This window comes from Phormidesmis sp. 146-33, assembly GCF_052939515.1.
Genome location: NZ_JBJPHU010000017.1, coordinates 64,086 through 85,956, shown reverse-complemented (window position 1 = coordinate 85,956; position 21,871 = coordinate 64,086). Strand labels below are relative to the sequence as shown.

Below are 21,871 nucleotides of genomic sequence, written 5' to 3'. Positions count from 1 at the left end.
AGGTTTTCTTGGGAAATCCCACTCTCCCGACTACACTTCAACCTGAGTAGTTACCCTAATTCACGTATTGATCCCCTTCAGACACCTTTAGATTAGGAAATGCTTTATCTTTTCGCTATCTGATTCTTGCGGAACTGTCACATTCTTAAGACAAGTTGCTAAACAAAGTAATGACAAAGAATCTATCCAAAGATAGAGAAAGTTCGTTCTCACCTCATTGGGTGAGTTGGAGAAAGAATGCGATTCTATAGAATCAGTTTCGCTGTACGTTACGCTAAGGAAGCTAATATTTTGAGTTAGCTTTCATACTGGAACACAAGCTTCACATCTTTAAAAGAGCTATCTAATCAATGAGAACAATTTTAACTGATCGCCTGCAAGCCATGCCAAAAGCGGAAATTCACGTTCATTTAGTGGGTGCGATTGACGCTGAAATTGTTTATCAGATGGCACAAAAGAATCGAGTAGAACTACCTGTAACTTCATTGGAGGAATGGAAGTCGTTCTATCAGTTCCGTGATTTAGCTCATTTTGTTGAGGTTTATACCATTGCCAGTCGCTGTATCCAAACACCTGAGGATTATGTGTTGATTGTTGAGCAATTCCTTAAGCACCAATCAAAGCAAAATATTTGGTACAGCGAAGTCCATTTTGGAACAACACTCCACCTGAATAAATTCTCCAATGAAGAACTCATTCATGCGCTAGAAACAGGAGCAGTAAGGGGAGAAACCAAGTATGGCAGCCGCGTCAAGTTTATTGCAGGTATCTCTCGCCATCAACCGCATTTGCAAAAGCAAGCTTTGGAGTGTGCTTTGCTTGGCAAAGAAAAAGGAATCATTGTCGCCTTGGGTCTTGCAGGATTAGAGACAGGATACCCGCCAGAAGATTATCTCGAAACGTTTGCAGAGGCAAAACGGCAGGGGTTACGAGTCGTTGCTCATGCGGGTGAAACAGAGGGCGCAAAGAGCATTTGGGGCGCATTGAAGAATTTACAGGCTGAACGAATCGGTCACGGAATTCGATGCTTGGAGGATGATGCTCTAGTTGAAGAACTCCGAATCTTACAAACGCCACTTGAAGTCTCGCCTCAAAGCAACTATTGTCTTGGTGTCGTGTCGCGTTCTCATCCACATCCCATTCGCCAGATGATTGATGCTGGACTTTATTGCACACTTAACTCTGATGATCCACCAATGTTCGACACTAATTTGGTGAATGAATATTTGACTCTAGCAACTCAAGGTTTTTCCTGGAAGGAACTATGGCAGTTAAATCTCAATACTCTGGAAGCTACGTTTTTGAGTGAAGCAGAAAAAGTAGCATATCGTATCAAATGGCAGGATTTTCTGGAGACAGCCTCGGGATTGGTTAACCTAAGCAGGTAGGTCACCCCACCTGCTTAGGTTAACCAATCCCTACGTCAGCGATGAGACAGAGTGATGTCATCCAGTGTTTACATCATCTGGCGGATTGGGCGGACAATCACTTCATTGACATCAACATCGTCCGGCTGAGACACAGCGTATAAAACGGCTCTGGCGATCGCCTCTGAGGGAAGTGCAGTTTTGCGAAGTTCTTTTAACAAGTCTTTGGATGACTCATCGGTGATATCGGAGCCAAGCTCAGTGTCAACGACACCCGGAGATATGGTAGTGACGCGAATAGTTTGTGATTCCTGCCGCAGTCCTTCGGAAATTGCCCAAACCGCATACTTAGTTGCACAGTAAACTGCCGCAGTGGGTACTACCACATGGGCACCAATAGACGCCGTATTGATGATTTGCCCGCTGCCTTGCGCTTCCATAATCGGTAGCCCCGCCGCAATACCATTCAATACGCCCCTGATATTCACATTAATCATGTTGTCCCATTCCTCGACTTTGAGGGCATTCATCGGAGATAGGGGCATCACACCTGCATTGTTAAAGATGACATCGACGCGACCAAATTTGTCTTTGGTAAACTCAACAAATGCTTTCACATTGTCGCGATCGGTCACATCGACCGCTTTGCATTCTGCTGTACCACCGGATGCGTGAATCTCCTCGACTAGCTTTTCTAGCTTGTCTGTTCGCCGTGCCCTCAAAACGACTTTTGCACCATTTTGGGCGAGCAGTTTCGCGGTGGCTTCACCGATACCGCTACTGGCTCCAGTAATAACAATCACTTTATTTTCTACATTCAACATGATGGTTCTCCTGAGTGTTGAGATGGATTGGAATTAAATAGACTGACCACCAGAGACTTCAATTCTCTGGGCATTCACCCAGCGATTGTCTTCGGATAATAATGCTGCAATCGCCCCGCCGATATCATCCGGAAGACCCACACGACCCAGAGCCGTTTGCGAAGCGAGGAAGTTGTTAATCTCTGGATTGTCCCGCACTGCACCGCCTGCAAAATCTGTTTCGATCGCGCCCGGAGCCACAACATTGACAGCAATCTGTCGGTGTCCTAGTTCTTTTGCCATATATCGAGTCAAGACCTCGATCGCGCCTTTCATGCTGGCATAAGCTGAGTAGCCCGGCAGCGTAAAGCGAGCCAGACCCGACGAAAGATTCACAATCCGTCCGCCGTCCTTAAGCAGTGGCAGCAGCTTTTGGGTGAGGAAGAAAACGCCCTTGAATTGGATGTTCATCAAACGATCAAAATCGTCTTCAGTGGTTTCGGCAAACGGCTTATGGATTCCAATTCCCGCATTGTTCACCAGAAAATCAAACTGCTCGGTCTGCCACGTATCCTGAAGTGTTTGTTTGACCTGTGCCACAAATTCATCAAAGGTTTTTGTGTTGGCAGTGTCTAATTGCAGGGCAGCGGCTTTACCACCGATTTCTGCAATCTCAGAGACAACGCGACTTGCTTCTGCCTCGCTGCTGCGATAGGTCACGATCACATCGACTCCTTTTTTAGCAAGCGCCAACGCAGTATTTTTGCCCAGTCCTCGGCTTGCTCCTGTGACCAACGCGATCTTTGTGTTGTTTGTCATGGTTATTCTCCTTACTGAAGTTTTGGAAGTCGCTTTAGCTCAGCGACATGGCGACCAGCACTAATTCCTCGGCGAAACTCTTGCCCATAAATCGTTGAACTCTTGCATATCCAGAAAGGCGATCGCTTCGATTGCTTTGCCGTCCTGCATTCTGAAATACCAGGTGTAGGTGTTCCGATAAGGTCTGCCGTCCCCGGCGGTCGCGGCTCCATCCCACAGAGCAATGACCATATCGCCATCTGCCCAGATGCCGCGTACGGTTGGCACGATTGGGGTCGATAATCGGGCACTGGTTGGGTTAATGACTTGCTCAAGTAACGCTTGCTTGCGATAGGTTCCCGCAGTTGCGCCAGTGCCCGTAATCGTCCAGGTTGCCTCTGGAGCGAGCAGGTCGAAGAAGTTGCCAGTTCTGTTGCGCCAACCGTCAAAATACTGCCGGACGATTTCCTTGTTGCGCTGTTCGATCATCTGAGTCTTCTGTGCGTCTGTTTGATCGGACTGAGTTGCCTGAGCCAAATCTATGAGCGCTGGAAACGGATCGAGGGCAGGCTGGTTATTCAATACGGGCGAGTCATGACTTGGCTCAAACGCAGTCCCATTCGACTGAAAACCTGCCTCATCCGTGCGAGCTTGCGTCATCGCCGGAATAGCCAGCAGCCCAATCAGCCCTGTGCCAATGAAAATCTGACTTAAATAACGCATCATCTCAATCTCCTGAAATTTTCATGCAATTCGAGTCGTTGTTGCTCTACGAGGGGGAGACATAGACAACAACCTTACCGATGTGGCAACCGCTGGTGAGATAGGTTAAGGCTTGCTTGAAATGTCGGGTGCTTCAACCGCGCTCGGATGCAACCAGATCTCCAATGATTTTTCACTTTCACTTGCTGTTCAATGTGTTGAAGGGCTTATCTTTCTCGGTAAAAAACATAGCCGCCGTGATAAAGTACGCCGTCACGAAACTCGCCATCGGCGGTAAATCCGGTATCGTCCCAGTAATCAATGCGATTTCCTGTTATTTCATAGCGTCCCTGATACGCGCTCTCTCTGTCGCCGCGAGCTTCGTCGTAACGGTTGTTAGGTAGAAGTTCATGGCGGATATAACCATCTTGCGTAACCCACATTCCGACGTAAAGGTTACTGGTTTGGGAGGCTGCCGTATTAGCTTGATTTAGATTCATCGTTTGGCGATTGCTAAAGGCTTGAGGAGATGGAGAAACTGACGGGAATTCAGTAGCAGAAGCTTCTACGGAGGGTTCTGGCGCAGGTGCTTCTGCCTTAGATTGAGGAGTACAGCTTACCAATGCAAAAGCTCCCAAACTGATCGTCATTATCAATGTTTTGAGCATCGATTGTGTTTTCATGCCAGACCTATTTTGTATCAATATGGTTTGATGCTGAACTTGTGTTCTGAGCCATCCAACCGTAGTGCCGATGGGTTATTTTCAACCGTCCAAACCGATCGTTTGCAGCCTGACGGCTGCGAAGTCTGCGGCCCGATCGGTAACATCTAATTACAAGGGCAAGATCTGATCGCCGAACCGCAGTTAGAGACGGTTGTACTCGAATAGTTTCATCCTATAAGCAAGCATCAGGAGGCTAAAATGCACAAACCTCGCAGATGATTGCCTAATCCTCTCAAAAGATGCAGGCAAAGCAGAAAGATTTCCTATAATGATTGCATGAGCAAGGCTACATCAATTAGGAATCCAGTATGACGATTGATACACTCAGCCACAAGAGCGCGATCGATAAATGTGCAGAACTAGCGGCACTCATCGATCGACACACAGACAGCAAGGGAGACATTTATCATCCAACTGCGATCGATCCCTTAGTCTTCTTTGTGCGATGCGATACTTGTAAATCCATCCAAACGGTCAGCGAACCGTTGTTCGCTATGGTGGTGCAGGGCGAAAAGAAATTATCGCTAAATGAGGAAATCTTTCAATATGGTGTTGCTCAATATTTGGTGATGTCAGTGGATTTGCCGTTGAGCGTTTGCATGATCGAGGCGACACCCGATCAACCCTATCTCGGCTTGAAGCTGAAGCTAGACCCAGTTCAACTCTGTGAGATTATTGCTCAAACAAACCCAGACGACGATCGCAAAGAAAACTCGGTCAGAGGCTGGTGCGTTAGCGATGCCAATCCGTCTTTACTTGATTGCGCCATCCGGTTAATCAACCTGTTAGAGACACCACAGGATATCCCGTTTCTCGCCCCGATGATGATCCGCGAAATTTATTACCGTCTACTCACCGATCACCAAGGTGAAACTGTTCGTCAGGTTGCCACCGCTGGCAGCAACATGCAGCGAATTGCAGAAGTAATCGGACAAATTAAGGCAGAGTTTAGCCAGCCGCTGCGGGTTGAGGATCTCGCTGAGCAAGCGAATATGTCTACGGCATCGTTCCATCGCCATTTCAAAGCAGTCACCTCAATGAGTCCGCTGCAATACCAAAAACAATTGAGATTGTTAACCGCGCGTCAGATGATGCTGGCGGAGGCGATCGATGCAACTCAAGCTGCTTATCAAGTTGGATATGAGAGTACTTCGCAGTTCAGCCGCGAGTATGCCCGCATGTTTGGTGCGCCGCCTATCCGGGATGTTGAACGTTTACGGACAACCGAAACAGTACTCAGTAGGTGAACGGAATTAAACGTAGTGATGGAGGCAAGCTGAAGAGCCGCCCATCAAGGTTGTTCCAGCCATGCCAACTCTCCTGCTGCGCGTTGATCGGTCTACGTCATAGGATCATTCTCAATGAAATGCTGATTTGTAATCGACTTCAGGTGGCAATGCATCAATAGACTGCAAGATAGCGCGCGAAATTCTCTCGCGTTTGTATAGATCGTCCAGACGGTTAGGTGTATCTATATTTAAGGCAAAGAATACTGGACCTGTGGGCCATTCGACCCAGCCAACCCACCAGCCCCATCTGCCTTCCCAGCCTGTCTTAGCGCGTAGAATCCAATTCTGATCTGCTTCAACGATCATAATGTCCTTAACCGGACGCTGCTGTTCAACGCTGAAAGGTAGTTCGTTCTAATACAGTTTTTGTAGAAAATAAATTTGCTCTTGTGCCGAGATTGCTAGCCCTCCATCAATCCAGTAAGCACCTTCACTAGTACTTGGGTCTGCGTTCCCGTAATCAATTTGTGTCAGATATTTTCTTGCTTTCGCTTCTCCGATTTCGTTAGCAAAAATTTCGTAAACCCAAACGGCTGAGTTTCGCATAGCTGAGCGCAAATTTTGATCCTGATTGTGTGGAGCGAAGTCCCTCTCCACTCCATCCCATTCAAAAACTTGAAATTCATCACGAACAACACCAGCATCAAGTGCAAAGAGAGTATGTGGGATCTTGAATGTTGATGCTGGCGAATAGCGTCTGTTTGCGCGCTCCTGGTTATAAACCCACACATGTCTAGTGTCTTCGCGCTGATCTGATATGGCAATCGTGCCCTGAGCTTCAAAATCTTCAAAAAATCTGCTCCAGTCAGGTTGCTCTTCTACCTCTGTGACATTTAATGGTAGTTCGTCGCTTGTGAAGAGTTCAGTCTCCAGGGCTTTCGTTTGCTCATCTAGTCGAAGAGTATCAATCCTTGGGGACAATTTAGCCAAGATGGGCTGTACGAATACCACAGTACTCACAGTCAAGCATACGATCCAGGGAAAGCGGTGTTTCATACTATTTAGTCCTTGCTAGCCTAAGAAGCTATACTACCCACACAAGCGACAAGCGAGAATCCCAGACAAATTTCAAAGTTTCTACGGACTTTTCTCTGGGAGATACTAAAGCGGCACCAGGTAAGCTTTGCATTACCACCAAAATCTCTCAACCGTCCACTTCACCGACTTGTTATACCTCAATCGAGAAGCACAATCGAGGCATAAATTAAAGGCACTTCGTCTTAAAGCTTAGGGGAGAGTTAGAATTTCTACCCCTTCCTCAGTCACAGCAACGGTGTGTTCAAACTGAGCAGAGAGTTTTTTGTCTTTCGTAATCACAGTCCAACGATCCGCGAGAGATTTAAGCTCATAAGTCCCTTCGTTTAGCATAGGTTCAACTGTAAAAACCATTCCTGGACGCAGCTTCAACCCACTGCCTCGTTTGCCATAGTGAGGAACTTGAAACTCTGTATGCATCTGCCTGCCAATGCCATGTCCAACCATGTCTCGAACAACTGAGAATCCACTTGCCTCCGCATATTCTTGAATTGCAGCGCCAATATCACCCACTCTTGCACCAGGCTTGATTTCAGCAATTCCTCGCATCATGGATTCTTGAGTGGCTTCAACCAGTTTCCGGGCTGTTGTGGATACTTGACCCACTAGAAATGTTCTAGACGTGTCGCCATGATAACCTTCTAGTCTGGGGGTTACATCGATATTGATGATATCGCCGTTTTTAAGAATTTGCTTTGGGTTTGGAATTCCATGACAAACCACTTCATTCACGCTGGTGCAAATGGAACCTGTAAACGGGGGATGACCAGGAGGAGCATAGCCAAGTGTGGCACTGATAGCATCATGAGCTTGCATCCAACGTGCTGCCTCATCATTTAAAGCTTGCGTACTCACTCCAGGTTGCACCATTGGTTCGAGATAATTGAGGAGATTTGCAGCAAGTTGTCCAACACGGCGCATCTTGTCCATTTCTCTGGCTGAGAGCAAGACAAGCCCCCGATTAATTGACGGCTGCACGCGGTTGGCGGCGATCGAAAGCAAATTTTGATGGTTCATATCTAAAGTCTCCGTCACTCTTGCTAGACCATGCTAGCACAGCACGGTCTAGCACGGCATGGTCTAGTTTGTTGCTTGTATAATAGATATAACAAGAGAGTAAAAACAAAATTTGCTATGGGCGGAAAAACAGACTTAGACAGAGTGGTTGCTTACATTCCTTCAAAGTGGAAAAAGGAATTGGAAGAATGGGCAGAGGCAGATGAGCGCTCCGTCTCTTGGCTAGTTTCAAAATTAATTGATAAGGCTTTGCAGGAACGTCGAACGCAGCAAAGTCCTTCAAAAGTGGTGAATATGCGTTGAAGCCAGTGCTAGCAACTTTATGCAAACACAGAAATTGCTGCTCCGAAAATATGTAGATTGGGTTCCCCTATGCCCCACACAACACCGAGATCTTTCTGTACAGAGTAGATAAAATACCTGCTCCGCATAGTTTTTAGCTAGTGGGCAACGCCTACCCACTAGCTCTATCTAGCTCAAAAATGATCTGTGTCTTTAGAGTTGTTATTCTATCCGCTTGCTTCGCTCGGTGTAGAGCATCGCTGGCAACAGTGCTGCCGCTAATGCAAAACTCACGGAACAATTGCAGTAACGCGGATTTCAATCCGCATCGTTGGCAGTCCAAGAGCCGCGACTCCTACCTGTGTCCAAATTGGGGCATGGTTGGGCATGTAATGGCGATATAGCCTGACCATCACATCGTTGACCTCTGGGGGCAACCCGCCAACATGGTAAGAATTGACGTGGACAACGTGCTCCCAACCCGCCCCGGCAGTTGCCAGGGTTTGCTCTACGTTCCGAAACGCCTGAGCAATCTCGTCTGCGATCGCTTCAGGAATTTGCAGGTTGTCATCCCAGCCACCTTGACCTGATATCTCCACGCGATCGCCAATTTTTAGCGCTTGAGAGTAATGCAATTCATTTAGCATGTAGTCCCCATAACCGGGGGTGACAAAAAACTCGGGCTTATTCATGGTGTTCCTTTTTTTGTGGCAATTAATTCTTTTGATCCAGGTGCTGAACGTTCAGCCTATGCCAGCCAGCCACCAGGATCGGAACCGTGGACAAGTTGAATTCACAATTTTTTCACCAGTCAGAAATGCGGTAGATTACTGACTATTTCTGCTGAAGAAAGTCCAGCAACATGGGATTGACCTGATCAGCGTGAGTCCAGTTGATGGCGTGCGGCCCGCCAGGGATAATCTCAAGCTGACTGTTTTTAATCAGTTTCGGGAGTCTTGCGGCAGTGGATTCAAGTGGCAAAATGCGATCGGCATCGCCATGAATGATTAGGGTAGGTATATCAATCCGGGGCAGATCATCGCGGAAATCGGTGAGCCAGGACGGGACACAATCCAAAGTTCCTTTAGCAGAAGCCCCAGCTGCTACATTCCAGCAGGCTTGAATGGCATAGTTGCTGATGCGTTCGCCCAGCAGCACATCCACATTAAAAAATTCTCTGAAAAATTCAGAAAAGTAAGCGGGACGGTCTTTAACGATCGCTTTCATAATGCCATCGAAAACGCTCTGGTCAACGCCTTCGGGATTATCAGCGGTCTTCAGCAGGAAGGGCGGCACTGGAGCCATCAGCACGGCTTTTTGCACCCGCTTTGAGCCATAGTTGCCAAGATAGCGCGTGACTTCGCCGGTTCCCATAGAGAAGCCGACCAGCACAGCATCATGCAAGTCAAGTTTGGTTATCAGCGTGTTCAAATCGGCTGCAAAGGTATCGTAGTCATAGCCCAACGAGGGTTGGCTAGACGCACCAAATCCTCGGCGATCGTAGGTAATCACTCGATACCCCGCATTTAGCAGCACCAAGACCTGCTTTTCCCAGGAATGGCCGTTGAGGGGAAATCCATGAATGAGCACAATGGGTTGACCGGCCCCAAGATCTTCGTAATAGATATCAATGGTTGCAGAATTTTCTTGACCAACAGTCACACAAGGCATATTGACCTCCTAATGAACATCGCATGAGGTTCTTATCTGATTTAACCGAAGTGTAGTGAGTTCTAATGCTCGGTTTCTTTCAGATTCTTAGGGTAAATTGTCAGATTCTTAAGGTGTTAGCGAACCTGTTTCGGTGTTACTCCGGTGAATCGCTTAAACTGTTGCGTCAGATGGCTTTGACTGGAGAAGCCGACTTGTAGAGCGATGTCGGCGATCGCTAAATCTGTTCCCTTCAACATTACTTCTGCCCGTTCCACTCGCTGTTTAATCACATACTGATGCGGCGAAATCCCTATTACTTTCTTAAACAAGCTTGCAAAGTAAGTCGGGCTGATATTAACGACGCTTGCCAGTTCAGCCAAGGATAAATCTCGATTTAAATGAGCGTGGATGTAATCGATCGCCTGCTGCAACTGGGTATGAGTTAAGCGGTTGTTTAGTGATGCAATCGGTTTCGCTAGGGTCGAATAGCGCCGTAGTAAATGAATCACTAAAGTCTGAGTGAGTGATTCGATATATAATTGCCCCATCATCCCACCCGATTTCAACTCAGCGAACATTAGCATGCCAATCTGATGAAGTTGCAAATCTTGCTGACCAAAACAAGGCACGAGTTCAAACCGTTTTGAATCAATCTCAGAGACTTCAGCAACTTGTTGAATCAATTCCGGTTTTAAGCAAATGTGCAGCGGAGCACAAATGACATCACTCATATCTGGTGCTTGACACCAATAGCTCGGTTGTCCAGCTGGGACCAAAAGGCTGTCCCCTTGGTGGAGGGTTGATTCATGCAGGCGATCGTCGCGTTTTTGAACTAAAGGGGCAGGATCTCCCGTGTGAAAGTAGAGCCAGTGATCGGATAAAGCAGGAAGTTCCATTTCAAACGCTGAAGCAGGGCTTCGACACTGCTCCAGCAAAATGCCATTCCAGTTCATTTGGCGACTGGAGAACACCAGCGTTTTATTCCACTGGTGGCTGAGTTCGAGCGAGTTGAGCTGGTTGCTGGCCATGGAGCTTGCTCTCACCTTACAAAAATTAAAATTTTCCCAAATCGACTATGGTACAGAAAAGCGTTTGTCAGTCAGGAAGCCAAGATAACAACAAAAGTGTTAGATCATAAGCTAGCGATCAATACTTCTCTCCTTAGACAGACTTTTTCAACTCAGTCAGGAGCCGATCATTCAGCAAAATTGTTCCCGTCTATTACCTCTACGCTATCAATTTTATCAGCTTGTACTTGTAATAGATAGGACTGTTTCAACAACTCAGCGACTTCTTGCGCGATCGCAATCAGGGCATAGTTAATTTTAGAGTTATGGAGAGAATCAGTCTGAGGTAAAATCTCATGCTCAGAATAATTCTCGCGTTGTGATATTGAATGCGTCATAGGATTATTCTCGGTGGCTGATTTATGATCGACTGGTAAAGATTGTTTGTGTTGCGATACTGGTTTCATCATTAGCCTCAGTTTTGATGACGAAAGCTCTCGATTTGATGGTCTTAACGCTGCGAAAGCGCCAGACATTGCAGTATGATTAATGATCCGACCTTCTGTCTTTTTCCGTCAATATGATGTCGCCCAGTGCTGTGACTAAATTGCCTTCAGCGATCAAGTTTGCGACCTTAAACGTTGGTATTTATATGTATGTCTCTGTCATCCATTGGCGAACGTCTTCTTTGCAATCAAGGATCTTGTCGCCTGCAAACATACACTCCGCGTCGTCGGTGCAGAAGGACAAAAATTATTCATTTTCGATTTCTGCGAACGCTGCATTTGCTGCTTCTGAGATAGCTTTATTGTTCTCTGGCATCTGAATCTCCCCTGCGCATACCCGATGAAATACTTGGCCCTACCGGGGTTGATAACGCAACAGCCATTGCAGGAAAATTCCGGTAACGATGCCGTAGCTTAGCCAGCCTGATCCATAGATCAATGCTGTCGCGAATGGTGCTGGCAGTAACCCTGGCTGCAAAATGTACGCGACAGTTGAACTGCTTGCTCCTTGTAGTGCACCTCCTAAAGCACTGACCAGAATCCACCAATGCGCTTTACGGACAAATCGCCTCAAAATCGGAAATTGAGCCGCACCAAAAATAGCCAGTACAATCGGCTGTTTGACCAAATTCATCCAAAAAACATACCACGCGCCCAGCGTACTTAGGAATTGAATAAGCGGATCAAGGGTTACGTTAGGACTCACCAGCACTAGCCCCAAAGTCCATCCCAGTGTGCTAACCACTATCCACCAAAAGGCTTTAGGAATGTACTGGCGCAAAACGAGCCATTGGGCTGCGCCAATAAACAAACCTGTAAAAAATATGGTTGCTACAAGCTGAAATCCTGACGCTTCTAGTGCTCCGACGATCGCCCCCGCGATTGTAGTAGCCAATATCCACCAGAGCCACAGGCGAGGTGCGATCGCCAACTGTCGTGTTTCATCTTGCCTTGCATGCTGCACCATAATGCTCACCCCAGAGTTGCACTTCAACTCTATATATGTACTATTCGGCTCAACCCGTGCGAGAGCGGTTTTTATCAACAGAACTATGAATCGAGCGATTCGGGAATTTGCAGGTTGTCATTCCAACCACCTTGACCGGATGTCTCCACGCGATCGCCAATTTTGACCGCTTGCGAGTAGTGCAATTTATTCAGCATGTATTTCCCATAGCCGGGGGTGACAAAAAACTCGGGCTTATCCATAGTGTTCCTTGTGTAGTACGTTTGACTCTATCTCGCGTTGCTGAAACGAATTTGTTTCGGCATCATCCGATTTAGACACTAATGTTCGGAATTCACTTGCCTTATAATCACAATGTTTTCAGCAGACAGTAAAATACCTATTAGCCGCGAAAACGCCTGTAAAATAGCTTCCATCGTCCAGTTCTGACTCTGAAGCTCCCAGACCGTCACAATAATGTTCAATCCAATCACCAACGAGGATAGGATGACCGATGAATTGCGGCTGCGATAGAAGCGGATCGCTGTCTCCCGCCACAATGGGAAGGTGCTGAAAAGACAAACAAGGTAGGATACTCCTGCACTGACAAACAGGCTGGTTTGAAGACCCGAAGGCAGGCTTGGATATCCAATCGCGGTAGCTTCGCTTCACGCAATGTTCGCCGTCAGGCAAACTCCCAGCACCAGATATAGGAAAGTAAACAAAGTAAATCGTTTCATTCTTTCTCTTTCCGATAAAGCTTATTCTCTGTACCACACCCGCACACATTGAAAGCAATTGATTGCAAGACCCTGACTGATCATCACTGGGTGGAAAGCATTACTGGTCGTCAATCCGTAGACATCATCACTTGTGCCTTCAATCCGATCGGGTAAAACAACGGTTTCAACATTGATTACCTGTATCGTTGTACTTGCAATCCACTGATTGACCTCACTCACAACCTCAGAGAAGGATTCATACTCGGCAGGTCCGCCGAAGGGTCCCCGTTCAATAATTCGAGGCGCAAAATCTTTGTACTTAATCATTTGATTCACCATCTTAAAATTGTAGAGTTGACAATCGATTCAAGAAACCATCATGATTTGATCCGTTTAGCGCTACAACAACCATTGGGTCAGCGGAGAAACCAGGTAGCGGAGCGAGAACGCCTCCCAGATCGCGCCGACGATGAACAGTGGGAGCGTGGACAAACTCAACCAACCGAGCTGTTGCAGCCCACGGACGTAACCCTGACGATGGTTCCGAGTACCGATGGTTGCGGGGCGAACCCAAGACCGACCAAGAATGTATGCGCCAAACATCAAGAGAGCGTAAGCTTGGAATTCGATGAGTATCGTCAGCGAGTGCGGGATCAGTGCCACCGCCATAATCTTGGTAGTCGGAGCCATAGCTAAACCGAGAGTGAATGTCTTATACGCAAACATGGCGATGCCAGCAAAGGGAACGATCAGCGAAGGGAGCACGATCCACAGCGCGCCGGTCGTGAGGTTGACTCCCAGGATGGTCAGCGAGAACAGCCAGGGGGTATTAATTAGCGATCGGACAAGATCAGCCGTTCCGTTGTCTTCCAGGATGGCTACCCGAGTTGCGCTCAGGTTGGGGAAGACTGTCGCCGCTATCAACCCGGTGATGACTAAGCCATACACAATGGCGTTGATGGTAAAGTAGGCGCGAAAATTAGTGCGAATGATCTGAAGAGGTTTGCGAAGAAATCGCAGAAGCGGGTGTTTGGCACTGGGAGTAAGTGGTCGTTGTGGAGACTGGTCTTTGGTGGCGATCGTTTTGCGTGACATGTTTTAGCTCCGATATTTGGTGATGGATGCAGTGATGCTTGCCAGAAAAAAGCTTAGGCAAATCTTGCCAGCAAAAGGCTAAGAGCAAAGGAAAAGGCATGAAAGCTGACATGGGATAACATCGCAGCCTCAAGCGAGTATTGCCAAAAGAGCCAGCCAAAAGCAATGCCAGCGATCCCATTGAGTAATATTGCTCGGATAATCACAAGTGGAGTGAGTGGAACGATCGCGGCAGCCGCTGGTAGGTGTAGTAGTCCAAATACCAACGCGGCTAGAACGATCGCACCTTGGTACATTCCTTGGCTTGGCAACGTAATGCCTTGTTTTAGCCCTTTCCACGCGATCCAAACAAGCAGCGACATTAAACCCCAGCGCATCAGAATTTCCTCAGTGATGCCGCCATAAAGCATTGCAGTAAGTGAACTCAGCCAATTCGGTTCTGTGTGATTGGATGCCTGTAGCGCTTCAGGTAGGGCAGGCTGCATCAACCGATCGAGCAACAGGACAATGATCATCGTCGCTGCACCCAAACCCAAGCTCCATTTCATCTCAATGACAGAATATGGAATCTTAGGGGTATGAAATACCCAGTAGTCAATCAAATGTGAGCGTAATCCAACGCGATAGGCACAGCCAATTCCGATCAGAATGCTGATTGCCAGTAGCACTGTAAGCTGTAGTGCTTGCAGCAGCATTAAAACCCACAGTGGCGGAATGTTTGCTAGTCTTTCTGGAGACAGTTTCGCCAACCGTTGCTCAACTAATGAAACCGAGGTAATCGCAAGCATCGCAATTCCCGCAATGCCCAACACAAATAGAATCCCAAATTGTTTCAGAATTGCCATTAGTTTAAACTCCAGAGGATTGCCGTCTCTCGCCAGAATGGGAAGGTACTGAGAATACAGGTGATGTAGGACGCTCCTGCATTGATGAACAGGCTGGTTTGAAGACTCGAAGGCAGATTTGGGTATCCAAGCGCGATCGCCGTCAGACAGGCTCCCAGCGCAAGATACAGGAAAGTAAACAAGGTAAATCGTTTCATTATTCTTCAATGACAACTCAGGTTCGTTTCGGTGCAGCAGGCTTATTGGGCTGCGTCTAGCTAAACTTTGTTGCGTAGTCACCGGCGAATGTCTTAAAACTGCGCGGCTCTTTATCAATTGCGTCCTGTATACCAGACGAAACCGCTGCTGCCTCATTGCGTCGGTAATGCGCGTAATCCTCAATCAGCCCGTCTGCTTGCCAAGCTGGCATCCCAATGTTGAGCAGTTGATCGCGCATTGCTTCAGATGGAATATCGACGAATGCAATCTGACGATTGAGCGCAGCCGAGAGTTGTTCTGCCATCTCAGCATGAGTCAATGCCTGTGGTCCAGTAAGGTTGTAAATCTTTCCCTCATGCCCTGTTTCTGTTAGAGCAACTACTGCAATTTCTGCAATATCGCGGACATCTACTACGCTGACCTTGGCATCACCGATCGCTGCATAAAAGGCGCTTTGGCTTGTGATCGTCGATCTAAAGTTTAATAAGCCCTGCATAAAGAGGTTGGGACGCAGAAACGTGTACGTCATTCCTGATGCTTGAATTGCCGCTTCGACTGCGGCATGGTAACGCAAAAAACGCACGGGTGAATGGGCATCGGCTGCAAATTGCGATAGTTTGACGATATGCTTGACACCACTCTGACGGGCCGCATCAACGAACGCGAGTTGTTGCGCTTCTGCGTGTTCTGTAGAGTTCGTTAAGAGAAATGCACGGTCTACTTCAGTCAGCGCCTCCAACAGCGTCTCAGGGCGATCAAAGTTCCCCTCCACCACTTCAACATTCGGGAGTGCAATTTCCTTTGCTCGATCATGGTTACGAACCATTGCGCGGACTTGCACATTCTGTGCTGAGAGTCGCTTAACAATCTCTGTACCGTTGCTCCCAGTTGCGCCAGTTACTAAAATCTTCCGGTTCATTGGAAATCTCGTGATGGGTGTGTTGTAGTAAGCTTTAAAGTTTTGTGGGCAGTGCCCACCCTACTGGCTGCGATCTAACGTTTTCATCCGCCATTGATTGCACCCAGAGTCGTGGCTGCTTGAATGGTGAAAATTGCCTTTGAAACTGCTTTGCCGACCAACTCCCCTTCTGCGATCGCCTTAATTCGCGATCGCGCTTCAGTCCGTTCTTCAGGTCTGAACACCGCATCGGTCAGGTGAGAGGCTTGCATCAAACTAATCAATGCTGCCATCCGAGAATCCAGTCCAATGCCGTCTAACACGGCTGCACGAACTTGCTGGACAATCTCGCGTTGAATGGATTCATCAGTTAGAAAATATCGCTGCATTGGAAACAGTCCAAGAATGCGTTGCTCTTGTCGTTCTAAAACACCTAAATCAACTAAGTTCTGCAACACAATCGGCTGAAACCATCTGTATCTTCGTCTCCAACAAGTCACCCAGAACCTTGCAGTTCGAGGACGAGACGATGCCAGAACCTCATTGAGGTGTCGATCTAAGAATTCATCGCCTGTGTTGCCTGCGGTTCCTGCGGAGTTGCGCAAAGCGCTAATCGCACCGATCACACGATTGTTGTTGTCGATCTCAAGTTTGCCTTGCAGGACTAAGTCTAGTAACAAAGAACCGACCAAGCCATATTCGAGCGCCGCGTAGAAAGAGAAGCGAGTTTTCCCAGTTTGGGGATTGAGTGCAAGCAGGATTAAATCCTGTGAAAGATATTGCATGATGAATTCCTGATTGAGGTATGCTGCGGTTTCTTTCAGCCCGTGCCAACGAGCACCATGATCGGGATTGTGGGCAGGTTGAAAACAATATGAACGACGAGACCGGGCCAGATTGAGCCGCTACGACGGAAGACCTCAGCGGTAGCGAGACCGGCCACAATGGCCGCCGGAAAGACAATGTTAATACCGTGCATGAGAGCGAAGATCACGGTGCTACCCACTACCCCAGCGAACGAGCCATAGCGCAGCAGCGCGTTGGTAACGATGCCGCGATAGAGCAGTTCTTCGCCGAAGGGTGAGAAGACGGAGATCAATACTGTGGACAAAACCAGAGACAGTAACCCGCCACGACCACCCTCTGCGTAAACATCCTGGACATTGTCCGTGTCCCCGGTGATCTGGATCCAGGCCATGATCGCCAGACCCTTGAGCACAAAGGCAACCAGCCCTACGCCAACACTGGTCAGAAGCCAGCGACTGGAGGTTCGGCGTACACCGAAGGCGCTCAGGGAACGGATCCGCAGCCGCGCAGCTGCCGTGAACGCGATGAGGGTGGCGACGCCGGTCCATGCAGCCAAGATCAGACCGTGGACCACGGGGTCAAGACCGAGTTGCTTGAACAGCGAGACGCCTCCGAACCCTACGATTAAATAGACGACGAGTCCGACGATAATCTCGGGCCAGCCCGGGCGGGAGGTCTTGTTAGGCCGAGCCGAGGGCGCGGAAGGGGGCTTTCCCGACTCCCGCAGATGATTTGAAGAAACACGAGGCATGATAATTGACTCCTTTTATCGGGTTGCTGACTTCAGTTGCTGATGGGTTTGGGATTTGCCGGGGTCACCAACGACCCTTCTGGTGGCTCTGGGAAACAGATTGGGGCGACTCCTGCTTGAACACCTTGTAGGCGATCGCCAGAAACACGGGTGCTGCAACCAGCACCGCTAGCGCCCCGTAGGTCGCGTGATACTCGCTGATTGTGAACAGAGCGGGTGAGGGCAAAGCACTTCCAGTAATGTCGAACAGGAGTGCCCCGCCGATGTTGTTCGCGAAGTGTACGCCGATGGCGAGTTCAGTGGTGCCGTCAATCAACGAGACCACAGTCCACAACAGACCTGGAACGAGGAAGTAGTTGGAAAAGACCGTGAGCCAACCGCCTGCGATCGCCTCCGGGTTTAAGAGGTGCGGCAGGGTGAATATCACGGCTGGCACGATTGCCAGAAAAACGCGGTTGCTCCAGATGAGGCTCGCGCCCTGCACAATGTATCCGCGAAAGAAAAGCTCCTCGGTGGTCGTCTGGATCGCGGTAAGAACCAGTGCGATCGGGACGAAGAGTGCGAACGTTAAGAGGTCAGAGTTAAAGGAGAAGGTATCCGGGTAAAACAGATACTGCCCCAGCCCACCGATCAGGCAGTACGGCACGAACCACGCTACGAATCCATGACCGACCCGATGCCAGTCTATCCGCTTCCGCGCCGTGACGAGCGTCCGGGGGTGGCGGCGGTGGACGAGGGAGACAGCGATAAGGACTCCCGCGAGGAAGGGCAGGAAACTCACCGTGACAAACAAGTAGTATTCCACAAGCCCGAGACCCGAGGGGTCTGCCTGTCCGCCAAGCGCGAACGCGACGAGTATGCTGGCACCACTACCGACAACCAACCACGCAAAGAGGATGACCACCAGTCCCAGAACATACCGCCACCCCCGATGCTTACCCCACCGGGCAGCCTCCACATAAGTTGAGTCTTTCGCTTCCGTTCCGCTTCCCGGTTTTCCTTTAGTTACTTTGATCCTCATCTTTGTCTCCTTGACTCGTCCGTGTATGTAGCCAAACCCTTGGCTAAGGTTGAGTTGAGCATCGCGAGACCCAACCTACAGAAAAGTTTTTTCAATCAATCAGCGTAATGGTCATGGTTTCTCCTCGTCATGTTGTAAATTGAGCCACCTAGCGGTATTCCAGTTACTTTTTTGTGCCACGGGAACAAAGCATTTGTGATAACTCAGGTAGGGTTCTGGTTCAGAGAAATAGTCCCAATCCACCAGTGCATAAAGTTCAGCTTCTCGTACAAGCTTGTTGCATTAAAAGGCGGTTGTTTTGATAGACCTCTAATGTCCCAGCCTGCGGATCATCCAACGTCCCATCCCAAACCCAATATTCATAGTTGCCACTCCCAAACTTGTACACTCGAACGCCTTCAGTCGCCTGGCTGGTTCCTCCACCCAAACTTAAATTACCGTTAGGACTGATGGCTCGATAAAGCAGTTCACCAGATTGATAGTTTCGCCAAATGTTAATGGTGTAACCGCCTTGGCATTGAGTACTCAAGATGAGGGTGGCTGTAGAATCAGCAGCAGCAGGCAAGGAGAAATAACCTGAAATACAGATAGGCAGAGCGAAGAATAATGCGGCTCTTTTGAGGAGTGTTTTCACTGTTTTCCTTGTGTAAAACTCATTGATTAAAATAGTTCAGATCGAATTGCCTCAGGGGTGTGCTTGCTAAAATCAGCTAGCTTGATCGGGAGCACTTATTCCTGAGACTAAAACCGAGCATTTACAAGTTGTTCATTCACGAGGCTTGATTAACTCACTGTATATCCGTCATCAATTACTAACGGTTGACCAGTTATGAACAGAGCTTAGTGACTTGCAGCAACAATGGCTGTGATCAACTCTGTCATTTTCCAGCATGCGGTATATCGAATGTTATTAACAAATAGGGCTGGAGCAGTTGTTACTCCACTGTGTATTCCACCTTCGATATTTTCATTGATGCGATCGATATGCACTTGTTTAGACAACTCTTTGAGAAACGGAGGAATATCAAGCCCTAAATCATTGGCGTACTCGACAAGATAGCCATTCTCCAGGTTTTGTTGATGGGCAAATAAAGTGTCGTGCATTAACCAAAACTGTCCCTGGGCAGCGGCGGCTTCGGCAGCCTGGGCTGCCCGTTGGGCCTGAGGATGAATCTGCGTTTGCGGAAAATGGCGGAAGATAAAGCATAAATAATCTTCTCCCAAAGAAGCACTCAGCTCCCGTTTGATCGCTTTAACCATCTTGTAAACGTCTGCACTTCTAGAGCATTGATAGTCTCCATACATCACCAGCACGACCTTGGCACTCAGCACACCTTGCATCCAATCTTGGGTTGAAGGCGGGACAAGTAAGGAACTGTGGCTGCGATCGTCGTTCATTTTTCTACATCTGCATTAAGCAGAGAACCTGGCAATAAAAGCTGGGAAAAACCTTGTGATTCAGGAAATTTACCAGCGTAAGCAATTTGAACATGAGCTGAATCACTTTGAGTCGGTGATTGCTGCGTTAGCGTAACGCGAGGAATTTTTGTTAGTCAATCAGAGTTTGATAACTCACCCTTATCTCCTGGTTCAACGTTTATCCTTTCAGCACGACCGTATTAAAAATCTTGTCGTGCCAAGTTTGCTGCTGTTCATCGATAAAGAACCAGAGATAACCTAAACAAAAGATTAGACCACTCAGATAGTATCCGATCGAACCGCGCAAACCCGCTCCTACAAAAGACAAAGAACTGCAATCAACTTTAACAACTCGGATGTTCATCATTCCCATCCCAATGGATCGTTCTCGACGACTCCAAAAGTAACCAAAGTACAAAAAATGTTCAAGCCAGAGAACAAGCAAAAATCCGATCAAGCCCAGAGACAGTATTAAACCGGGAATTTGTATTTGACTCCGTTGATATATTCCAGCAGCTAATCCAATCGCAAACATTGCTAGCGAATAGAGAAGTATGAGAATCGCTTGATCAATCAACCAAGCCAACAAACGTTGTAAAAAGCTTGCCTGAGGCACCTTTATACTCCTATTTGAATAATTTCCAAAGTCTATCTAAGGCAAGTTCGAGATAAGAAATCGCCCTAGATAAACTTTGGCGGTTTCCAACCGTCGAGCGTCCAAGAATTATCTCGAACTTACATTAGCTTAGGTTCCGCCAACGGCGAGCAAATTCATCTAGATCTGATCTAGAAATCTGAGATTGCAACCATTCAAACGCCTCTTTTTGATAGGAATATTTCGATGGCTCGTAGTAACTGGCAGCATCAGTCAGTTGAATGGGTGCATTGCCACCTTGACGAAGGGCTTGCCAAGTTCGAGGGCCAACGATGCCATCTGTAGCAATGCCACTCTGCTTTTGAAATTGAACGACTGCGGCGCGAGTCGCATTGCCAAAGTCTCCATCAACTTTAACGTTGATTCCTTTCGCATTCAGCAATTGTTGTAGCCTAGTGACAGCAGCACCAGAATCGCCTTGGCGTAGGATTGGGTCTGTTGCTGTGGAAGTAGATGTCATTGATTTATCTCCAACGGGTTAGGGTTGAAAACTCAATCAGCTTTGGCTCTAGAAGAGCATGATTTGCTTGATTGGATGCATTTCTATTTGCATACATTCAATGTAGAAGATTGGTTTCCAGTCGTCGCCTATAGCGAGTTAACTCTTTTACAGTACAAATTGATAGAGCAACTACTCATCGCAAAGTAGAAGGCTGACTATAACTTAAGTTAGAATCCGAAGTCGATCGAAAGTACAACCCTACAAACTAACAATGCCGCGTTTAACGGCAACAATCACCGCTTGAGTGCGATCGCTCACATCCAATTTATTCAAAATCCGATTGACGTGAGATTTAACCGTGCCTTCACCAATATTCAAAGCATCAGCAATCTCAGCATTACTCATTCCCTGCGCCAGTGAGCCGAGTACTTCTAGTTCTCGTTCGCTCAGTTCTGGATTGCTGAGGCGCTGTGCTAACTTTGCGCCCACATCGGACGGAATATATTGCTGACCCCGATGAACGATACGAATGGCATTCAAAAGCTCGTCCGGTTCAGTTTCTTTTAACAGATATCCTTTTGCGCCTGCCTGCAATCCCCGATAGATATCTTCGTCACTATCGTATGTGGTCAGGACAATGATTCGAGCCGATTTAGCAGTCGCACAAATTGCGCCAATCGCAGCAACTCCCTCTACTTCCGGCATTCGCAGATCCATCAGCGTGACATCCGGTTGGTGCTCCCCAAATAGAGCGATCGCCTGTTCCCCATTTTCAGCTTGTGCAATCACCTGCATCTCTGGATCACGGTTAATAATCGTGGCTAATCCTTGCCGAAAAATGGCATGATCGTCTGCAATCAAAACCCGAATGGTCGTGGCTTGGTTCAT

The 21,871-nt window shown here is 47.9% G+C and carries 27 protein-coding genes and 1 pseudogene; 3 read left to right on the top strand and 25 right to left on the bottom strand.

Annotated features, from left to right (window positions below; all coding sequences use genetic code 11):
* Positions 1–350: 350 nt before the first annotated feature.
* On the top strand, positions 351–1,388 hold the full coding sequence (add, locus tag ACJ2PR_RS09690) for an adenosine deaminase (protein WP_446870559.1): 1,038 nt from the start codon (positions 351–353) through the stop codon (positions 1,386–1,388).
* A gap of 68 nt (positions 1,389–1,456) precedes the next feature.
* Here add and ACJ2PR_RS09685 read toward each other — a convergent pair whose 3' ends face one another.
* From ACJ2PR_RS09685 to ACJ2PR_RS09670, 4 genes are all read right to left on the bottom strand, one after another.
* On the bottom strand, positions 1,457–2,191 hold the full coding sequence (locus ACJ2PR_RS09685; protein ID WP_446876852.1) for an SDR family oxidoreductase: 735 nt from the start codon (positions 2,189–2,191) through the stop codon (positions 1,457–1,459).
* A 33-nt stretch (positions 2,192–2,224) separates the two neighbouring features.
* A complete protein-coding gene (locus ACJ2PR_RS09680) occupies positions 2,225–2,989 on the bottom strand; it encodes an SDR family NAD(P)-dependent oxidoreductase (protein WP_446876851.1) in 765 nt (254 codons plus the stop codon).
* Positions 2,990–3,049: 60 nt separating this feature from the next.
* The gene (locus ACJ2PR_RS09675) at positions 3,050–3,694 is read right to left on the bottom strand and encodes a nuclear transport factor 2 family protein (protein ID WP_446876850.1); all 645 of its coding nucleotides are present in this window, start codon (positions 3,692–3,694) and stop codon (positions 3,050–3,052) included.
* A 203-nt stretch (positions 3,695–3,897) separates the two neighbouring features.
* The gene (locus ACJ2PR_RS09670; RefSeq protein WP_446876849.1) at positions 3,898–4,320 is read right to left on the bottom strand and encodes an Atu4866 domain-containing protein; all 423 of its coding nucleotides are present in this window, start codon (positions 4,318–4,320) and stop codon (positions 3,898–3,900) included.
* A 383-nt stretch (positions 4,321–4,703) separates the two neighbouring features.
* On the opposite strand from ACJ2PR_RS09670, the gene ACJ2PR_RS09665 reads away from it, so the two are divergent.
* A complete protein-coding gene (locus ACJ2PR_RS09665) occupies positions 4,704–5,642 on the top strand; it encodes an AraC family transcriptional regulator N-terminal domain-containing protein (RefSeq protein ID WP_446876848.1) in 939 nt (312 codons plus the stop codon).
* A 111-nt stretch (positions 5,643–5,753) separates the two neighbouring features.
* Here the strand turns inward: ACJ2PR_RS09665 and blaOXA are convergent.
* Positions 5,754–6,500 (bottom strand): annotated as a pseudogene (gene blaOXA / locus ACJ2PR_RS09660) (class D beta-lactamase); the annotation flags it as partial.
* Between the two features lie 411 nt (positions 6,501–6,911).
* Positions 6,912–7,736 (bottom strand): type I methionyl aminopeptidase, encoded by an 825-nt coding sequence (map, locus tag ACJ2PR_RS09655; protein WP_446870553.1) that lies wholly within the window; start codon positions 7,734–7,736, stop codon positions 6,912–6,914.
* A gap of 117 nt (positions 7,737–7,853) precedes the next feature.
* On the opposite strand from map, the gene ACJ2PR_RS09650 reads away from it, so the two are divergent.
* Positions 7,854–8,039: a ribbon-helix-helix domain-containing protein gene (locus ACJ2PR_RS09650; protein WP_446870552.1), complete on the top strand. Its 186-nt coding sequence runs from the start codon at positions 7,854–7,856 to the stop codon at positions 8,037–8,039.
* Positions 8,040–8,308: 269 nt separating this feature from the next.
* Here ACJ2PR_RS09650 and ACJ2PR_RS09645 read toward each other — a convergent pair whose 3' ends face one another.
* The 19 genes from ACJ2PR_RS09645 to ACJ2PR_RS09555 all read right to left on the bottom strand — a co-directional run bounded on the left by ACJ2PR_RS09645 (position 8,309) and on the right by ACJ2PR_RS09555 (position 21,871).
* A complete protein-coding gene (locus ACJ2PR_RS09645; RefSeq protein ID WP_446870551.1) occupies positions 8,309–8,710 on the bottom strand; it encodes a RidA family protein in 402 nt (133 codons plus the stop codon).
* 142 nt (positions 8,711–8,852) lie between these two features.
* Positions 8,853–9,689, bottom strand: a complete 837-nt coding sequence (locus ACJ2PR_RS09640) for an alpha/beta fold hydrolase (RefSeq protein WP_446876847.1) — start codon at positions 9,687–9,689, stop codon at positions 8,853–8,855.
* 116 nt (positions 9,690–9,805) lie between these two features.
* On the bottom strand, positions 9,806–10,699 hold the full coding sequence (locus ACJ2PR_RS09635; RefSeq protein ID WP_446868693.1) for an AraC family transcriptional regulator: 894 nt from the start codon (positions 10,697–10,699) through the stop codon (positions 9,806–9,808).
* Positions 10,700–10,866: 167 nt separating this feature from the next.
* Positions 10,867–11,214, bottom strand: a complete 348-nt coding sequence (locus ACJ2PR_RS09630; RefSeq protein WP_446876846.1) for a hypothetical protein — start codon at positions 11,212–11,214, stop codon at positions 10,867–10,869.
* 325 nt (positions 11,215–11,539) lie between these two features.
* Entirely contained in the window at positions 11,540–12,151 is a 612-nt protein-coding gene (locus tag ACJ2PR_RS09625) for a hypothetical protein (RefSeq protein ID WP_446876845.1), read from the bottom strand.
* Positions 12,152–12,234: 83 nt separating this feature from the next.
* The gene (locus ACJ2PR_RS09620; protein WP_446868689.1) at positions 12,235–12,393 is read right to left on the bottom strand and encodes a hypothetical protein; all 159 of its coding nucleotides are present in this window, start codon (positions 12,391–12,393) and stop codon (positions 12,235–12,237) included.
* A 498-nt stretch (positions 12,394–12,891) separates the two neighbouring features.
* Positions 12,892–13,179 (bottom strand): hypothetical protein, encoded by a 288-nt coding sequence (locus ACJ2PR_RS09615; RefSeq protein ID WP_446868688.1) that lies wholly within the window; start codon positions 13,177–13,179, stop codon positions 12,892–12,894.
* Positions 13,180–13,251: 72 nt separating this feature from the next.
* The gene (locus tag ACJ2PR_RS09610; RefSeq protein ID WP_446876844.1) at positions 13,252–13,947 is read right to left on the bottom strand and encodes a stage II sporulation protein M; all 696 of its coding nucleotides are present in this window, start codon (positions 13,945–13,947) and stop codon (positions 13,252–13,254) included.
* Positions 13,948–14,000: 53 nt separating this feature from the next.
* Positions 14,001–14,792: a CPBP family intramembrane glutamic endopeptidase gene (locus ACJ2PR_RS09605; RefSeq protein ID WP_446868686.1), complete on the bottom strand. Its 792-nt coding sequence runs from the start codon at positions 14,790–14,792 to the stop codon at positions 14,001–14,003.
* Positions 14,792–14,989 (bottom strand): hypothetical protein, encoded by a 198-nt coding sequence (locus ACJ2PR_RS09600; protein WP_446868685.1) that lies wholly within the window; start codon positions 14,987–14,989, stop codon positions 14,792–14,794. Before ACJ2PR_RS09600 ends, ACJ2PR_RS09605 begins: the two co-directional genes overlap by 1 nt.
* A 56-nt stretch (positions 14,990–15,045) precedes the next feature.
* The gene (locus tag ACJ2PR_RS09595; RefSeq protein ID WP_446868684.1) at positions 15,046–15,909 is read right to left on the bottom strand and encodes an SDR family oxidoreductase; all 864 of its coding nucleotides are present in this window, start codon (positions 15,907–15,909) and stop codon (positions 15,046–15,048) included.
* Positions 15,910–15,992: 83 nt separating this feature from the next.
* Positions 15,993–16,673 carry a GOLPH3/VPS74 family protein gene (locus ACJ2PR_RS09590; RefSeq protein WP_446876843.1) on the bottom strand — a complete coding sequence of 227 codons (681 nt, stop codon included), beginning with the start codon at positions 16,671–16,673 and terminating at the stop codon, positions 15,993–15,995.
* A gap of 35 nt (positions 16,674–16,708) precedes the next feature.
* Entirely contained in the window at positions 16,709–17,446 is a 738-nt protein-coding gene (locus ACJ2PR_RS09585; RefSeq protein ID WP_446868682.1) for a CPBP family intramembrane glutamic endopeptidase, read from the bottom strand.
* A gap of 64 nt (positions 17,447–17,510) precedes the next feature.
* Positions 17,511–18,467, bottom strand: a complete 957-nt coding sequence (locus ACJ2PR_RS09580) for a CPBP family intramembrane glutamic endopeptidase (RefSeq protein ID WP_446876842.1) — start codon at positions 18,465–18,467, stop codon at positions 17,511–17,513.
* A gap of 256 nt (positions 18,468–18,723) precedes the next feature.
* Complete coding sequence (locus tag ACJ2PR_RS09575; protein ID WP_446876841.1) at positions 18,724–19,101, bottom strand: hypothetical protein; 378 nt, start codon at positions 19,099–19,101, stop codon at positions 18,724–18,726.
* A 206-nt stretch (positions 19,102–19,307) separates the two neighbouring features.
* The gene (locus tag ACJ2PR_RS09570) at positions 19,308–19,865 is read right to left on the bottom strand and encodes a DsbA family protein (protein WP_446868678.1); all 558 of its coding nucleotides are present in this window, start codon (positions 19,863–19,865) and stop codon (positions 19,308–19,310) included.
* Positions 19,866–20,064: 199 nt separating this feature from the next.
* Complete coding sequence (locus tag ACJ2PR_RS09565; RefSeq protein ID WP_446868677.1) at positions 20,065–20,502, bottom strand: RDD family protein; 438 nt, start codon at positions 20,500–20,502, stop codon at positions 20,065–20,067.
* Positions 20,503–20,626: 124 nt separating this feature from the next.
* Positions 20,627–21,001, bottom strand: coding sequence for a peptidoglycan-binding domain-containing protein (locus ACJ2PR_RS09560; protein WP_446868676.1), 375 nt, complete (start codon positions 20,999–21,001; stop codon positions 20,627–20,629).
* A 240-nt stretch (positions 21,002–21,241) separates the two neighbouring features.
* Positions 21,242–21,871 (bottom strand): response regulator, encoded by a 630-nt coding sequence (locus ACJ2PR_RS09555; RefSeq protein WP_446868675.1) that lies wholly within the window; start codon positions 21,869–21,871, stop codon positions 21,242–21,244.

Bases quoted from the DNA above. Each gene is read 5' to 3' on its own strand.
- add (WP_446870559.1), top strand. From the start codon at position 351: ATGAGAACAATTTTAACTGATCGCCTGCAAGCCATGCCAAAAGCGGAA.
- ACJ2PR_RS09665 (WP_446876848.1), top strand. From the start codon at position 4,704: ATGACGATTGATACACTCAGCCACAAGAGCGCGATCGATAAATGTGCA.
- ACJ2PR_RS09635 (WP_446868693.1), bottom strand. From the start codon at position 10,699: ATGGCCAGCAACCAGCTCAACTCGCTCGAACTCAGCCACCAGTGGAAT.
- ACJ2PR_RS09580 (WP_446876842.1), bottom strand. From the start codon at position 18,467: ATGAGGATCAAAGTAACTAAAGGAAAACCGGGAAGCGGAACGGAAGCG.
- ACJ2PR_RS09585 (WP_446868682.1), bottom strand. From the start codon at position 17,446: ATGCCTCGTGTTTCTTCAAATCATCTGCGGGAGTCGGGAAAGCCCCCT.
- ACJ2PR_RS09640 (WP_446876847.1), bottom strand. From the start codon at position 9,689: ATGCCTTGTGTGACTGTTGGTCAAGAAAATTCTGCAACCATTGATATC.
- ACJ2PR_RS09555 (WP_446868675.1), bottom strand. From the start codon at position 21,871: ATGAACCAAGCCACGACCATTCGGGTTTTGATTGCAGACGATCATGCC.
- ACJ2PR_RS09650 (WP_446870552.1), top strand. From the start codon at position 7,854: ATGGGCGGAAAAACAGACTTAGACAGAGTGGTTGCTTACATTCCTTCA.
- ACJ2PR_RS09670 (WP_446876849.1), bottom strand. From the start codon at position 4,320: ATGACGATCAGTTTGGGAGCTTTTGCATTGGTAAGCTGTACTCCTCAA.
- ACJ2PR_RS09600 (WP_446868685.1), bottom strand. From the start codon at position 14,989: ATGAAACGATTTACCTTGTTTACTTTCCTGTATCTTGCGCTGGGAGCC.
- ACJ2PR_RS09595 (WP_446868684.1), bottom strand. From the start codon at position 15,909: ATGAACCGGAAGATTTTAGTAACTGGCGCAACTGGGAGCAACGGTACA.
- ACJ2PR_RS09560 (WP_446868676.1), bottom strand. From the start codon at position 21,001: ATGACATCTACTTCCACAGCAACAGACCCAATCCTACGCCAAGGCGAT.
- ACJ2PR_RS09605 (WP_446868686.1), bottom strand. From the start codon at position 14,792: ATGGCAATTCTGAAACAATTTGGGATTCTATTTGTGTTGGGCATTGCG.
- ACJ2PR_RS09610 (WP_446876844.1), bottom strand. From the start codon at position 13,947: ATGTCACGCAAAACGATCGCCACCAAAGACCAGTCTCCACAACGACCA.
- ACJ2PR_RS09590 (WP_446876843.1), bottom strand. From the start codon at position 16,673: ATGCAATATCTTTCACAGGATTTAATCCTGCTTGCACTCAATCCCCAA.
- ACJ2PR_RS09685 (WP_446876852.1), bottom strand. From the start codon at position 2,191: ATGTTGAATGTAGAAAATAAAGTGATTGTTATTACTGGAGCCAGTAGC.
- ACJ2PR_RS09570 (WP_446868678.1), bottom strand. From the start codon at position 19,865: ATGAACGACGATCGCAGCCACAGTTCCTTACTTGTCCCGCCTTCAACC.
- ACJ2PR_RS09625 (WP_446876845.1), bottom strand. From the start codon at position 12,151: ATGGTGCAGCATGCAAGGCAAGATGAAACACGACAGTTGGCGATCGCA.
- ACJ2PR_RS09620 (WP_446868689.1), bottom strand. From the start codon at position 12,393: ATGGATAAGCCCGAGTTTTTTGTCACCCCCGGCTATGGGAAATACATG.
- map (WP_446870553.1), bottom strand. From the start codon at position 7,736: ATGAACCATCAAAATTTGCTTTCGATCGCCGCCAACCGCGTGCAGCCG.
- ACJ2PR_RS09615 (WP_446868688.1), bottom strand. From the start codon at position 13,179: ATGATTAAGTACAAAGATTTTGCGCCTCGAATTATTGAACGGGGACCC.
- ACJ2PR_RS09680 (WP_446876851.1), bottom strand. From the start codon at position 2,989: ATGACAAACAACACAAAGATCGCGTTGGTCACAGGAGCAAGCCGAGGA.
- ACJ2PR_RS09645 (WP_446870551.1), bottom strand. From the start codon at position 8,710: ATGAATAAGCCCGAGTTTTTTGTCACCCCCGGTTATGGGGACTACATG.
- ACJ2PR_RS09675 (WP_446876850.1), bottom strand. From the start codon at position 3,694: ATGATGCGTTATTTAAGTCAGATTTTCATTGGCACAGGGCTGATTGGG.
- ACJ2PR_RS09630 (WP_446876846.1), bottom strand. From the start codon at position 11,214: ATGTCTGGCGCTTTCGCAGCGTTAAGACCATCAAATCGAGAGCTTTCG.